This is a genomic window from Pseudomonas sp. FG98 (genome assembly GCF_057808595.1).
In genome coordinates this window covers 75643-88764 of sequence record NZ_JBMDIJ010000001.1, presented here as the reverse complement: position 1 = coordinate 88764, position 13122 = coordinate 75643, and the positions used below count along the sequence as shown (strand labels likewise).

Sequence of the window (13122 nt, the reverse complement as noted above, 5' to 3'; positions counted from 1 at the left end):
TCCACGTTCGCTCAATCGTGAGTGAACTCTTCCGGCACCAATCGCACCTCGACCCTCTGGCCCAAGGCGCGGGCTGCACTTGCAAGGGTGGCCAGGGTCATGCCGGGGTCGTTCTGGTCCAGGGCGCGGTCCACTGCCGTGCGGCTGGTCTGCATGCGTTCCGCAAGGGCTTTTTTGGTCATCTTGCGCAACTTCATCGCCTCGGCGAGCTGCCAGGCGATGACCTGTTTGAGCGCGGTGGCGGACACTTCCTCAGCGAGATCCTGTTCCGCGAGGAAGTCGTCGAAGCTGGAGCCAATGTGCGGGTTCATGGGGCTTTCCTCTCTAGGGATGCTTTGCGCTGCCTGGCTGTTTGCAGGTCGACCGCTGGGGTTTTCTGGCATTTCTTGATGAAGCCGTGGAGAAGAACCATGCGGTTTCCGGAAACGGTGAAGAGTACGCGGGCGATGGTATCGCTCAGGTTCACCCTCACTTCCCAAAGATCTTTTTCAAGCTTTCTCACAATCGGCATGCCGATCGGCCAGCCGATCTGAACTGTCTTGATCTCGGTGCCGATCATTCGCTTGTGCTCGCGAGGAAGCTCTGCCAGCCATTCACGGACCGGCTCGTTGCCTGCGGCCGAGCGGTAAAAGCTGGCGTCCATTACTAGAAGCTGATTCAGCATACTGAAGAGTGTACCTAAATTGGTTCATATTTCAACGGAGCAGTAGTGGGGGTGGTCGACCACCACCTGCTCGGGTTGCATTGACCAGCATCAGGCATCGTAGAGCGACGGAATGTGTTTCACCGGCATGGGAACGCTTTGCCGTGGCGGCTTGAGCGCTTGCTTGCGCCGGGATCACTTGGGCTTGTGCTACACATGGATCTTATGGCCAGCGTTTTTCAGGGGTGTCCATAGATCAAGGGCTGAAACCCTTGTGTGAATGTCCCGAACAGGCACGTCTTGTTTCTCTGGGAATAAGTATTTCAGCACGTGTTCGGCGATTGGCTGGCAGTATTGCCAGGCTGAAGAGTCCTGCAGGCTCCATCAGGAGTAATTGGATGATGGCAAACAAAAAAGGCCCCGACATTCCTGTCAGAGCCTTGATTCGCAAGTAACCTAAGACCGCCAAAAACACGATAAGTTTCACAACAAAATCAACAACTTAGAAATATGTGTGACAGTCGTGCTACTCGTCGGATTTCCATTGTCAGCCTCATGCGCGGGACGCAGGATCAGCGCCGTCATCCCCTTGAGGCTCTCGTATGAAGTACTCCTCGATTCTGCTGTTGTCCCTCAGCCTGCTCAGTGGCGTTGCCAGCGCAGGCGGCACCGCCGAAGCCGGTATTGGCGGCGCATTGGGTGGGGTATTGGGTTCGGTGGTCGGTCAGTCGATCGGTGGCAGCACCGGTTCGGCAATCGGCGCCGGCCTCGGTGGCGCGGCTGGTAGTGCCGTCGGCGCCGACAAGCGCAGCCGCGGCGAAGCCGCCATTGGTGGCGCCCTGGGCGCAGCCGGCGGCAACGTTGTAGGCCGTAGCATGGGCGGCAACACCGGTAGCCTGATCGGCGCCGCAGCCGGTGGTGGCGCAGGCGGTGCGCTGGGCAACTACATGGGCAACAAGGCCGATGAAGACGATCGCCGCTACAGCGATCGCGGCCGTGGCTACGACCGTCGCTATCATGACCGTGGCCATCACTACGGCCACCGCAAGCACAAGCGTCACTGGCGCCACTGAGCCATCACCCGCATTCCGCTCTCCCGGAGGGCGGAATGCGGGAAAGCCCCCACATTCCCTGCCACCAATTGCTTATCAAGCTAAACGCCATCACACCTTTGGCTTAAGCCATCCTCCTACGGTTCCTGCCTTCTCCTAATCCTCTTCGGAAGCTGCCGGTGCGCGGCGCCTAAAGCGTTTCAGTCGACATTCCTGTCGGACTGGTCAGCGCACTCCCGTATTGTTTTGCCATGGCACTTTTGTGACTGCCCGGTCGGCTTAAGGGGCGTCCCGATTTTGACGTCAAATCACTATCGCTACCATGCGAGGCCTTCACAGAAGGACGGTGGGCGTAAGGGATGCGAATGCACGTAGGAATCGGGATCGGGGTCATTCTGTGCGTCGCCGCGATGGTGTCCGGGCTGCACTGGCTGAATATCGCCGGGCTCCTGTCCATTGTTGCCGCCGCGCTGTTCTGGGGGCCGCGCAAAGTCGTCGAGCCGGTCGCTGTCGAACATCTCCCGGTCGAACCTCAACCCCACGCCCTCGAACACCTGCTGCCGGTGGTCGTACCGTCCTGGACCGACAGCCTGCAACAGAGCCGCCGCCTGCTCGCCGACAACATCGGCGGCCTGCTCGACCGCTTCACCGATATCAGCCAGCGCCTCCAGGCCAGCCTCGACCAGAGTGACGACGTGCTCACCAGCGGCGGCCTCGGCGAGAACCTGCGTCAAGCCAACCAGCGCCTGCATGGCGTGACCGAAGCCTTCGCCGCCGGTAGCCGTCGCCAGCAGGAATTCCTCGCCACCATCGGCCACCTCGGCGGCTACACCGGCGAGTTGCAGCAGATGGCCCGCCACGTCCAGGAAATCGCCAGCCAGACCAACCTGCTGGCCCTCAACGCCGCCATCGAGGCGGCCCGCGCCGGCGAGTTCGGCCGCGGTTTCGCCGTGGTTGCCGATGAAGTGCGCAAGCTCTCCCGGCTCTCGGCAGAAACCGGCCAATCGATGGACAGCAAGGTCGGCGAGATCAACCAGGCGATCCAGGCCAGCATCGAAGCCGCCAACGAACTGAACGCCGAAGAACAGCAAAACCTCGCCCGCCTGGAACAGGTGCTGGGCGAAGTGATCGACGGCCTGGGCGGCAACCTCGACGCGCTCGACGCCGCCTCGCGCAGCCTTCAGGACAACGCCCGCTCGACCCAGGGCGATATCCACGCGGTGATGGTCGCCCTGCAGTTCCAGGACCGCGCCGACCAGATGCTCGACCACCTTCAGACCGACCTGCAGCAACTGCTCGAAGCCATCGAGCGCCGCGACCAGCGCCTGCACGATGCCCAGGCCTGGCTTGCGCGCCTGCGCGAGCGCTTCACCACCAGCGAGGAGCGCGCCGGCCATAGCCAGGCCGCCACCGCCAGCGACGTCACCTTTTTCTAACTGCCGAGGGCCCTGACATGGCCAAGACCATCCTGATCGTCGACGACTCCGCCTCCATGCGCCAACTGGTCAAAATCAGCCTTGCCGGTGCCGGCCACCAGATCATCGAGGCCAGCGATGGCCGCGATGCGCTGAGCAAGCTGACCGGACAGAAGATCAACCTGATCATCAGCGACGTGAACATGCCCAACCTTGACGGCATCGGCCTGGTCAAGGCGGTCAAGGCCAAGCCCGAATACCGCTTTACGCCGATCATGATGCTCACCACCGAAAGCGAGCAGTCGAAAAAGGCCGAAGGCCAGGCCGCCGGGGCCAAGGCCTGGATCGTCAAACCGTTCCAGCCCCAGCAACTGGTGGCGGCGGTCGAAAAGCTGATCGGCTGATGGCCAGCCTCACGCTGCATCCGGCCAGCGACCTGGAGCCTGCGCGCCTGAGCGTGCATGGCGACCTGACCATCTACGAAGCCAGCGACACGCAACAGACCCTGCTTGCCTTGCTGGCACAGGATCCGGGGCCCTGGGCCCTGGATCTCGGCGGCCTGGAAGAGATCGACAGCGCCGGCCTGCAGTTGCTGCTGTCGCTGCAAAAGACCCTGGCGCAGGGCGCACACGTCATCGAACTGGCCGAACCGGCCCGCGCGCTGGTGCAACTGCTGCGCCTCGAATCCCTGTACCCGGCCGGTGCCATCGGCGCTGGCGAGGAGTGAGCGATGTTCGATAGCGATCAGTGGACGCAACTGTTGGAAGGTTTTCTCGAAGAAGCCCGCGACCTGCTCAAGGAAGCCGAGGACAACCTGCTGCGCCTGGAGCAGGGCAGCGACGACGCCGAGGTGATCAACGCCCTGTTTCGCGCGGTGCACACCCTCAAGGGCTCGGCGGGGATCTTCTCCCTGGAGCCGCTGGTCGCCCTGGCCCACCAACTGGAAAACCAGCTGATGGGCGTGCGTGACGGCGAGCGCCAACTGACCCCGCCGCTGGTGTCGCTGATGTTGCAGTGCATGGACGAGCTCAACGGCATGGTCGAAAGCATCGATCCGCAGCATGGCACCCTGGCGCCACACACGCCGCGTCAGAGCGAGTTGCTGCTGGCCCTCGGCGGTACCGTGGCGGCGGATGGCGAGGCAGTTGCCGCAAGTGCTGCCGACGCCGGCGAGATCAACGAGTGGTACCTGTCGATCCGCTTCGACAACGAACTGCTGCGCAACGGCTTCGAGCCGAGCAGCTTCCTGCGTTACCTGGACCGCCTCGGTCGCATCGAGTCGTTGCAGACCCTGGCCTGGGCCGTGCCGGACCTGCACGGCCTCGACGCCGAGGCCTGCTACCTGGGCTACGAACTGACCCTGCGCAGCGCCGCCAGCCGTGAGGAACTGCTGGACGTCTTCGCCCTCGTCGAAGACTTCTGCACCCTGCGCCTGCAAATGCAGGAGGAGGGCGACAGCGCCGAGCCGGCCAGCGTCGACGTTCCAGCGCAAACGTTGGCGCCGGTCGCGGCCACGCCGGTTGCGCCGCCATCGACCAGCAGCGAGCCACGCAACGGCAGCGGCAATGGCAGCAGCATGGTCAAGGTTGCCGCGCACAAGCTCGACGAGTTGATCAACCTGGTTGGCGAACTGGTGATCAGCACCGCCGGCGCCCATATGCAGTCGCTGCGCAGCGGCTCCACGGCCTGCATCGAAAGCGTCCAGGCGGTGCAGCAACATGTCGAGCAGATCCGCGAGCGCGCGTTGAAGCTGCGCATGGTGGAAATCGGCGAGACCTTCAACCGCTTCCACCGCGTGGTCCGCGATGTCAGCCAGGGCTTGAACAAGCAGATCCAGCTGAGCCTGTCCGGCAGCGAGACCGAGCTGGACAAGACCCTCATCGACCGCATCGCCGACCCGCTGGTGCACCTGGTGCGCAACGCCATCGACCACGGCATCGAGCCGCCGGACGAGCGCCGCGCCGCCGGCAAGCCGGAACAGGGCAACCTGCGCCTGAATGCCTGTCACGACTCGGGGATGATCGTTCTCGAAGTGAGTGATGACGGCCGTGGCCTGAACACCGAGCGCATCCGCGAAAAGGCCATCGCCCGCGGCATGCTCGATGCCGATGCGCAGATCAGCGAGCAGGACATCCACCTGCTGATCTTCGAGCCCGGCTTCTCTACCGCCGAGGCGGTGTCCAACCTGTCCGGCCGCGGCGTCGGCATGGACGTGGTGCGCAGTGCCATCGACGAGCTGCGCGGAGTCATCGAGATCGAGTCCCGGGAGGGGCAGGGCTGCACCTTCCGTATCCGCCTGCCGCTGACCCTGGCGATCATCGATGGCTTCCTGGTCAGCGTCGGTGGCGACCACTTCGTGATCCCCCTGGACATGGTCACCGAATGCATGGAAGAGCGCGCCGACGCCCGCGATACCAGTGGCCACCTGAACCTGCGTGGCAAACCGCTGCCTAGCGTCGACCTCGGCCGCCACTTCGGCCTGCGCGGCGACCCCCGGGCGCGGCGCAATATCGTCGTGGTCAGCCAGGGCCGCCAGCAGGCCGGGCTGATCGTCGAGCATCTGCTGGGCGAATTGCAGACCGTGATCAAGCCGCTGGGGCAGATGTTCCAGCACCTGTCCGGCATCAGCGGCTCGACCATCCTCGGCTCCGGCCAGGTGGCGCTGATCCTCGATATCCCCAGCCTGTTCCGCCAGTTGCAGCAGCGCGCGGAAAGCGAACCCCGTTTGGCCACCCCCTTGAACATGCCTAGCCCTCTTGGAGAGTCACCATGCAAATGATCAGCAACATGAAGATAGGTGTGCGCCTGACCCTGGGCTTTCTGCTGGTGGTGGCGCTGACCGCCGTCATCGGCTTCATCGGCATCCGCAACCTCAGCCAGGTCAACGACCTGTCCGACCGCATGTTCGATATCGACGTGACCGGCCTGGCGACCTTGCAGGAGGCGAACATCCAGTTGCTCACCGCCAACCGCGCGGTGCGTGCCAGCCTGATGGCCACCACCGTCGAGGCTCGCGACGAGTCCGCTGCGGTCGGTCGCGCGGCGATGGACAAGACCCGCGAACTGCTGACCCGCTCCAAGGAATTCTTCATCACCCGCGAGGGCAAGGCCCAGGTCGAGGCCATCGAGGCGCCGCTGCAGGAATACATCGCTGCCGCCAACCTGATGCTCGATACCCACAAGCAATCCGGCGAGCTGCAAACCATGAGCGCGGCCCTGGCGCTTATGCCGCGCAACACCGCGGCGGCCAACGAGGTCGACCGTCTGCTGGGCATCGCCAGCGACGCCAAGCAGGCCCGTGCCGGCGAGGCCAATGCGTCGATCACCGCCATCGCCGAAAGCTCGCGCACCCAGATGATCATCCTGGTGGTGGTCGCCACCCTGCTCGGCATGCTGGTCGGCGTGCTGGTCACCCGCAGCATCACCCGCCCGCTGGCCGGCGCGGTGCAGGCTGCCGACCGTATGGCTTCCGGCGATCTGAGCCAGGACCTGGTAGTCAATCGCAAGGACGAAACCGGCCGCCTGCTCGGCGCCATGCAGAACATGACCGAGCGCCTGCGCAGCATCCTCGGCGATGTGCGCAGCTCCGCCGACGCGCTGTCCTCGGCCTCCGAGCAGGTCAGCTCGACTTCGCAATCGCTGAGCCAGGCGGCCAACGAACAGGCCGCCAGCGTCGAGCAGACCAGCGCCTCGGTGGAAGAAATGTCCGCCTCCATCGCGCAGAACACCGAAAGCGCCAAGATCACCGACGGCATCGCCGGCAAGGCCGCCAACGATGCAGTGCAGGGCGGTAGCGCAGTGGGCGACACGGTGCTGGCGATGAAACAGATCGCCGACAAGATCGGCATCATCGACGACATCGCCTACCAGACCAACCTGCTGGCACTCAACGCGGCCATCGAAGCGGCCCGCGCCGGCGATCACGGCAAGGGCTTCGCGGTGGTCGCGGCGGAAGTGCGCAAGCTGGCCGAACGCAGCCAGGTCGCGGCCCAGGAGATCGGCCAGGTGGCATCGAGCAGCGTGCAGTTGGCCGAGCAGGCCGGGCAATTGCTTGGCGAGATCGTGCCGAATATCCAGCGCACCTCCGACCTGGTCCAGGAGATCACCGCCGCCTCCCAGGAGCAGAGCAGCGCCGCCGGGCAGATCAATATCGCCATGGGCCAGATGAACCAGATCACCCAGCAGAACGCCTCGGCGTCCGAGGAACTGGCGGCCACCGCCGAGGAAATGAACGCTCAGGCCAGCCAGCTTCAGGAACTGATCGGCTATTTCCGCTTCGAACAAGGCAGCGTCGTCGTGCGCAACCCGCGCGGCGACAGCCTGCCGGCCCCGGTACGCCCCGGGCCGAAGGCGCTGATCGATGAAGGCCAGTTCGTCAGCTTCACTTGAGCGAGGTGCCCATGAGCCAGCCGCAACGAATCGAGGCGCAAGCCGACGCCATCCAGCACCTGAGCTTTCGCGTGCGCGAGGCGGGTTATGCGCTGCCCATCGCCCTGGTGCGCGAGATCATCGAGTACGCCGAGGTCACCCGGGTGCCGATGATGCCGGCCTATATCCACGGCGTGATCAACCTGCGTGGCAACGTGGTGCCGGTACTCGACCTGGCCGCACGCTTCGGCCTGAGCCTGACCGAGCCGGGCAAGCGCACCTGCATCGTGATCATCGAGCTGTCCCTTGCCGATGGCCTGCAGCGCATCGGCCTGGTGGTCGACGAGGTCGACGAAGTGCTGGAGATCGATCCGCGCCAGGTCATGCCGGCGCCGGCCTTCGGTACGGCAATCCGCTCCGACTTCATCGCTGGCATGGCCCAGCAGGCCCAGGAGTTCCTGATCATTCTCAACATGCTGCAAGTGCTGTCGCTGGACGATATCCGTCACCTCAGCCAGGCGTCGAAGGTCCACTGACATGTCTGCCATGCCCTCGTTGCCGGTGCTCGGCGAACAGAACTTTCGCCAGCTGCAGCAACTGATGCGCGATGCCTCCGGCATCCATCTGTCGAACAACAAGCGCTCGCTGGTGGCCGGGCGCTTGCTCAAGCGCCTGCGCCATCTGCAGATCGACAGCTACGAGGATTACCTCAACTGCCTGGCGTACCCGCAGTACGCCCGCGAGCGGCGCCTGGTGGTAGATCTGCTGACCACCAACGAAACCTACTTCTTCCGCGAGTACGCCCATTTCGAGTTTCTCGGCCAGTGGCTGAGCAAGCGTGGCGGGCCGCTGCGCCTGTGGAGTGCGGCCTGTTCCTCGGGAGAAGAACCCTACAGCCTGGCGATGACCGCCGCCGAGCATGCGCGCGGCAACGAGTGGTCGATCCTCGCCAGCGACCTCAGCCAGAGCATGCTGGAGATCGCCGAACAGGGCATCTACGACATGGCCCAGGCGCGCTATTTTCCCGAGGGCTGGCTACATCGCCATTGCCTGTGCGGGATCGAGGACATGCACGGGCGCATGCGCGTGCAGGGCTGGCTGCGCAACAAGGTGCAGCTGCGCGAGGTCAACGTGATCCAGCCGATGCCGGAAAGCCTTGGCCAGTTCGACGTGATCTTCCTGCGCAATCTGCTGATCTACTTCGACACCCAGCAGAAGCAGCGCATCGTGCGCAACCTGGTCGAGCGCCTGCGCCCGGGCGGCCTGCTGTTCATCGGCCACGCCGAGAGCATCCACGGCTTCGACCTGCCGCTGCGTCCGGTGCGGCCCTCGGTGTTCGAGCGCTTATGATCGAGCGTTCCACTCCCATCCGCGTGTTCATCGTCGACGACTCGGCCCTGGTCCGCCAGGTGCTCGGGCAGTACCTCGGCAACCATCCCGGGATCCAGGTGGTCGGCATGGCCGCCGATCCGCTCTACGCCATCGACAAGATGCGCCGCGACTGGCCCGACGTGCTGGTGCTCGACGTGGAAATGCCGCGCATGGACGGCCTGACCTTCCTGCGCCAGATCATGGCCGAGCGACCGACCCCGACCATCATCTGCTCAACCCTCACCGAGGCCGGCAACGACCTCAATGTCGAGGCCCTGGCCGCTGGCGCGGTGGGGGTGTTCACCAAGGCCAAGCTGGGCCTCAAGCAGAGCCTGGAGAATATCGCCGGCAACCTGGTGCGCTGCATCGAGGACGCGGCGAAAACCCGGCCAGTGGCCCGCCACGCCTTGCCCGCGACGGAAAAAAAAGACCTGCCGCCCGGCCCGGCGCTGCGCCAAACCACCGACCGAATCGTTACACTTGGCTGCTCGACCGGCGGTACCCAGGCGCTGGAGTTCGTTCTGCGGCAATTGCCGCGCGATTGCCCCGGCCTGGTCATCGTTCAACACATGCCGGAGAAGTTCACCGCCGACTTCGCGCGCCGTCTCAACGGCCTGTGCCAGATCGAAGTGCGCGAGGCCAGGCATCTGGATCGCGTGCACACCGGGCTCGCCCTGCTGGCGCCCGGCGGCCTGCACATGCAGCTCAAGCGCAGTGGTGCCCACTACCTGGTCGAAGTGCTCGACGGCCCCGCCGTCAACCGGCACAAGCCCTCGGTCGATGTCCTGTTCCGTTCCGCCGCCCGCCATGCCGGCAGCAATGCCCTGGGCATCATCATGACCGGCATGGGCGACGACGGAGCCCGTGGCCTGCTGGCCATGCGCGAACAGGGTGCCAGCACCGTGGCCCAGGACGAGGCCAGCTGCGTGGTGTTCGGCATGCCCAAGGAAGCCATTCGCCTCGGCGCGGCCCAGACCATCGAGCCGCTCGATCGCATGCCGGTCCTGATCAACCAGTTCGGCATCAATGCCCGCAATGGCTGAGCATTCCCGTTTCATCCTTCATGACCGCCCCGCGGGCGACACCGCCGGGCGGTGCGCGACGTACGGGCGGCAGTCCACCCCAAGGGAGCAATAAAGCGCAGCGACGATTCGTCTTCACCCCACCGTCCAACCTACGCGACACAGGCTCAAACCTATGCTTTGCCGTTTACTGATAGCCGATGACTCGCCCCTGTTCCGCGCAGGCCTGCGAGCGTTGCTCGAACAAAAACAAGAATATGCCGTGGTCGGCGAAGCAGGCGATACGGTAACGACCGTGGAACTGGCCGAGACCCTCAAGCCCGACATCATCGTGCTCGACATCGCCCTCGGCACGCTGACCGGCGAGGAACTGCTGCGCGAGCTGTACCTGCGGGTGCCGGCCTGTACGGTGTTGATGCTGTCGTCGCGTTCGGAGCTGGAGTTCGTCATGCACTGCCTGCAACAGGGTGCCCATGGTTTTCTGCTCAAGAGCGCGACGGTGCAGGAGCTGGAGCTGGCCTTGCAGTCACTGCGTGGGGGCGGGCAGTACCTGTCGTCGGCGGTGCTGCCGCTGGTGATCGGCCAGGCGGTGAAGCAGAACCGGCGGCGCCCGCAGGCCAGCGCGGCGATGCAACTGACGGCGCGGCAGCTGGAGATCCTGCGGTTGATCGCCCGTGGCGAATCGACCCGCTCCATCGCCGACGGCCTCGGGCTCAGCGTCAAGACCGTCGAAGCGCACCGCTCGCAGATCATGCACCGCCTGCAGATTCACGATGTGCCGGGGCTGGTGCTGTTTGCGGTACGGGAAGGGATCATTCGGTTGAACGATTGATGCCGCGCAGGGCTTCCAGTGCGCCTTGCACGGCCACAGGCAGCACCGCCGGTTGCCCGGACCGGCGCTCGACGAACACCTGCACTACCCGGCCCACGGCACAGGGCTGGTCATGGCCGACCTGGAACAGTGCCGCCGTGAACTCCACCGAACTGCCGGCCAGGCGCTCGACCCGCAGACCGATCTGCAGCAGATCGGGGAAGGTTGCCGAGGCGTAGAAATCGCAGGCGGAACTGACCACGAAGCCCACTACCTCGCCTTCCTGCGGGTCCAGTCCGGCCTGTTCGATCAGCCAGGCCTGGATGGCAGTGTCGAAGAACCCATAGACCTTGGAGCTGGTGATCTGACCGTTGAGGTCGTTGTCCTGCCAGCGGGAGGAGAGCGGGTGCAGGTGGGGGAAGTCGGTGCGCTGGATGGTCGGGGACATGGCCGGTCCTTGGAGGGGAGGTGGCCGTCGAGCATAGCGGCTAATGTCACCGGTGTGGAATGCGGACTTGTGGGAGCTGGCTTGTCGGGGCGCCGAACCGCAGCGATGAGGCCCGACCTGACAACATCTTTGTCATTGCCGGCCTGATCGCTGGCAAGCCAGCTCCCACAGGGTCCGCGCCGAGCACAGAGACTGTGGCTGGCCAGAACCCTGTGGGAGTCGGCTTGCCGACGATGAGGCCAGCAGTCACAACCTCAATCTGCTCGCCTGCCACCATGGAATCCCCCACAAGATTCGCAGCGCCCACAAAAAAGCCCCGGCTCTTTCGAGCCGGGGCTTTTGCGCAGCAGGTATCAGCTTACAGCTGAGGACCGGCAGCCTTGATCGCGTCGGAAACTTCGAACTTCTTGAAGTTTTCGATGAACAGCGAGGCCAGGCCTTTCGCTGCTTCGTCGTAGGCAGCCTTGTCGGCCCAGGTGGTGCGCGGGTTCAGCAGTTCGGTATCGACGCCCGGAACGGCCTTCGGCACGTCCAGGTTGATGATGTCCAGGTGCTCGGTCTCGGCACCGATCAGCGCGCCGCTCTGGATCGCTGCGATCACCGCACGGGTGGTCGGGATGCTGAAGCGCTTGCCGACGCCGTAGCCACCGCCGGTCCAGCCAGTGTTGACCAGGTAGACCTTGGAACCGAAGCCCTTGATGCGCTTGATCAGCAGTTCGGCGTATTCGCCAGCCGGACGCGGGAAGAACGGTGCGCCGAAGCAGGTGGAGAAGGTCGACTTGATGCCGCCGCCCGAACCCATTTCGGTGGAACCGACCAGCGCGGTGTAGCCGGACAGGAAGTGATAGGCCGCCTGCTCGTTGTTCAGGATCGACACTGGCGGCAGTACGCCGGTCAGGTCGCAGGTCAGGAAGATGACCGCGTTAGGCTCGCCGCCCAGGTTCTTCTCGGAACGCTTCTCGACGTGCTCCAGCGGGTAGGCCGCACGGCTGTTCTGGGTCAGGCTGCCATCGGCGTAGTCGGCGTGCTTGGCATCGTCGAGGACGACGTTTTCCAGGACTGCGCCGTGCTTGATGGCTTTCCAGATGACCGGCTCGTTCTTCTCGGACAGGTCGATGCACTTGGCGTAGCAGCCGCCTTCGATGTTGAAGACAACGCCTTCGCCCCAGCCGTGCTCGTCGTCACCGATCAGGTAACGGCTTTCGTCGGCCGACAGGGTGGTCTTGCCGGTGCCGGACAGACCGAAGAACAGGGTCACATCGCCTTCTTCGCCGATGTTGGCGGCGCAGTGCATCGGCAGCACGTCGGCGGCCGGCAGCAGGAAGTTCTGCACCGAGAACATGGCTTTCTTCATTTCACCGGCGTAGCGCATGCCGGCGATCAGGACTTTCTTCTGGGCGAAGTTGAGGATCACGCAACCGTCGGAGTTGGTCCCGTCACGCTCTGGCACGCACTCGAAGTTGGCGACGTTGAGCACTTGCCACTCTTCGCGGCCAGCCGGGTTGTACTGGGCCGGGTTGATGAACAGGCAACGGCCGAACAGGTTCTGCCAGGCGGTCTGGGTGGTCATCTTGACGGCCAGGTAGTGCTCTTCGGCAGCACCTACGTGGACGTGGGAAACGAAGTGTTCCTGGGCGTTGTTGAACGCCTCGACGCGAGCCCACAGGGCATCGAACTTGTCGGCGGGGAACTTGCGGTTGATCGGGCCCCAGGCGATGGCGTCCTGGGTGCTCGGCTCTTCGACGATGAAACGGTCAACCGGCGAACGACCGGTGCGGTGACCGGTTTTCACGACCAGCGCGCCAGTGTCGGCCAGCTCGCCTTCACCGCGGTTCAGTGCTTCTTTTACCAGCTCGTCGACGCTCAGATCGGTGAACACGGCGTTGTTGGCTTGCGTCATGAGATTCCCCATCCGGCCCGGTGGCCGAGTGCTCCAAACGATTTGTAGTAGATCTTTACAAACTACTACAGCGAAAAAAGTGGCCGGATTAT

At 64.3% G+C, this 13122-nt stretch carries 13 protein-coding genes and 1 pseudogene; 10 read left to right on the top strand and 4 right to left on the bottom strand.

Going from position 1 to position 13122, the window contains the following annotated elements:
• Positions 1-11: 11 nt before the first annotated feature.
• Positions 12-311 carry a helix-turn-helix domain-containing protein gene (locus tag ACODSK_RS00425; RefSeq protein ID WP_489013040.1) on the bottom strand — a complete coding sequence of 100 codons (300 nt, stop codon included), beginning with the start codon at positions 309-311 and terminating at the stop codon, positions 12-14.
• Positions 308-664: a type II toxin-antitoxin system RelE/ParE family toxin gene (locus tag ACODSK_RS00420; RefSeq protein ID WP_489013039.1), complete on the bottom strand. Its 357-nt coding sequence runs from the start codon at positions 662-664 to the stop codon at positions 308-310. Before ACODSK_RS00420 ends, ACODSK_RS00425 begins: the two co-directional genes overlap by 4 nt.
• 581 nt (positions 665-1245) lie before the next feature.
• Between ACODSK_RS00420 and ACODSK_RS00415 the strand changes: the two genes are divergently transcribed.
• From ACODSK_RS00415 to ACODSK_RS00370, 10 genes and pseudogenes are all read left to right on the top strand, one after another.
• Positions 1246-1716: a YMGG-like glycine zipper-containing protein gene (locus tag ACODSK_RS00415; RefSeq protein WP_489013038.1), complete on the top strand. Its 471-nt coding sequence runs from the start codon at positions 1246-1248 to the stop codon at positions 1714-1716.
• 338 nt (positions 1717-2054) lie between these two features.
• Positions 2055-2759, top strand: a pseudogene (locus tag ACODSK_RS00410) (methyl-accepting chemotaxis protein); the annotation flags it as partial.
• A 389-nt stretch (positions 2760-3148) separates the two neighbouring features.
• On the top strand, positions 3149-3514 hold the full coding sequence (locus ACODSK_RS00405; RefSeq protein WP_489013037.1) for a response regulator: 366 nt from the start codon (positions 3149-3151) through the stop codon (positions 3512-3514).
• Positions 3514-3837, top strand: coding sequence for an STAS domain-containing protein (locus ACODSK_RS00400; protein WP_489013036.1), 324 nt, complete (start codon positions 3514-3516; stop codon positions 3835-3837). The genes ACODSK_RS00405 and ACODSK_RS00400 overlap by 1 nt, the downstream gene beginning before the upstream one ends.
• Before the next feature lie 3 nt (positions 3838-3840).
• The gene (locus ACODSK_RS00395; protein WP_489013035.1) at positions 3841-5889 is read left to right on the top strand and encodes a chemotaxis protein CheA; all 2049 of its coding nucleotides are present in this window, start codon (positions 3841-3843) and stop codon (positions 5887-5889) included.
• On the top strand, positions 5880-7499 hold the full coding sequence (locus ACODSK_RS00390; RefSeq protein WP_489013034.1) for a methyl-accepting chemotaxis protein: 1620 nt from the start codon (positions 5880-5882) through the stop codon (positions 7497-7499). The genes ACODSK_RS00395 and ACODSK_RS00390 overlap by 10 nt, the downstream gene beginning before the upstream one ends.
• An 11-nt stretch (positions 7500-7510) precedes the next feature.
• Positions 7511-8014: a chemotaxis protein CheW gene (locus ACODSK_RS00385; protein WP_489013033.1), complete on the top strand. Its 504-nt coding sequence runs from the start codon at positions 7511-7513 to the stop codon at positions 8012-8014.
• 1 nt (position 8015) lies between these two features.
• A complete protein-coding gene (locus ACODSK_RS00380) occupies positions 8016-8828 on the top strand; it encodes a CheR family methyltransferase (RefSeq protein ID WP_489013032.1) in 813 nt (270 codons plus the stop codon).
• Positions 8825-9892: a protein-glutamate methylesterase/protein-glutamine glutaminase gene (locus ACODSK_RS00375; RefSeq protein WP_489013030.1), complete on the top strand. Its 1068-nt coding sequence runs from the start codon at positions 8825-8827 to the stop codon at positions 9890-9892. Before ACODSK_RS00380 ends, ACODSK_RS00375 begins: the two co-directional genes overlap by 4 nt.
• 154 nt (positions 9893-10046) lie before the next feature.
• Positions 10047-10703, top strand: a complete 657-nt coding sequence (locus ACODSK_RS00370) for a response regulator (RefSeq protein ID WP_489013029.1) — start codon at positions 10047-10049, stop codon at positions 10701-10703.
• Here the strand turns inward: ACODSK_RS00370 and ACODSK_RS00365 are convergent.
• Together ACODSK_RS00365 and ACODSK_RS00360 are read right to left on the bottom strand one after the other, a co-directional pair.
• Positions 10684-11130, bottom strand: coding sequence for an acyl-CoA thioesterase (locus ACODSK_RS00365; RefSeq protein ID WP_489013028.1), 447 nt, complete (start codon positions 11128-11130; stop codon positions 10684-10686). The genes ACODSK_RS00370 and ACODSK_RS00365 overlap by 20 nt on opposite strands.
• A gap of 358 nt (positions 11131-11488) precedes the next feature.
• A complete protein-coding gene (locus tag ACODSK_RS00360; RefSeq protein WP_489013026.1) occupies positions 11489-13030 on the bottom strand; it encodes a phosphoenolpyruvate carboxykinase in 1542 nt (513 codons plus the stop codon).
• Positions 13031-13122 lie beyond the last annotated feature (92 nt).

Excerpts from the sequence above, each read along its gene's own strand:
- ACODSK_RS00390 (WP_489013034.1), top strand. The coding sequence starts at position 5,880 with ATGCAAATGATCAGCAACATGAAGATAGGTGTGCGCCTGACCCTGGGC.
- ACODSK_RS00380 (WP_489013032.1), top strand. The coding sequence starts at position 8,016 with ATGTCTGCCATGCCCTCGTTGCCGGTGCTCGGCGAACAGAACTTTCGC.
- ACODSK_RS00385 (WP_489013033.1), top strand. The coding sequence starts at position 7,511 with ATGAGCCAGCCGCAACGAATCGAGGCGCAAGCCGACGCCATCCAGCAC.
- ACODSK_RS00400 (WP_489013036.1), top strand. The coding sequence starts at position 3,514 with ATGGCCAGCCTCACGCTGCATCCGGCCAGCGACCTGGAGCCTGCGCGC.
- ACODSK_RS00425 (WP_489013040.1), bottom strand. The coding sequence starts at position 311 with ATGAACCCGCACATTGGCTCCAGCTTCGACGACTTCCTCGCGGAACAG.
- ACODSK_RS00420 (WP_489013039.1), bottom strand. The coding sequence starts at position 664 with ATGCTGAATCAGCTTCTAGTAATGGACGCCAGCTTTTACCGCTCGGCC.
- ACODSK_RS00360 (WP_489013026.1), bottom strand. The coding sequence starts at position 13,030 with ATGACGCAAGCCAACAACGCCGTGTTCACCGATCTGAGCGTCGACGAG.
- ACODSK_RS00365 (WP_489013028.1), bottom strand. The coding sequence starts at position 11,130 with ATGTCCCCGACCATCCAGCGCACCGACTTCCCCCACCTGCACCCGCTC.
- ACODSK_RS00370 (WP_489013029.1), top strand. The coding sequence starts at position 10,047 with ATGCTTTGCCGTTTACTGATAGCCGATGACTCGCCCCTGTTCCGCGCA.
- ACODSK_RS00415 (WP_489013038.1), top strand. The coding sequence starts at position 1,246 with ATGAAGTACTCCTCGATTCTGCTGTTGTCCCTCAGCCTGCTCAGTGGC.
- ACODSK_RS00395 (WP_489013035.1), top strand. The coding sequence starts at position 3,841 with ATGTTCGATAGCGATCAGTGGACGCAACTGTTGGAAGGTTTTCTCGAA.
- ACODSK_RS00375 (WP_489013030.1), top strand. The coding sequence starts at position 8,825 with ATGATCGAGCGTTCCACTCCCATCCGCGTGTTCATCGTCGACGACTCG.
- ACODSK_RS00405 (WP_489013037.1), top strand. The coding sequence starts at position 3,149 with ATGGCCAAGACCATCCTGATCGTCGACGACTCCGCCTCCATGCGCCAA.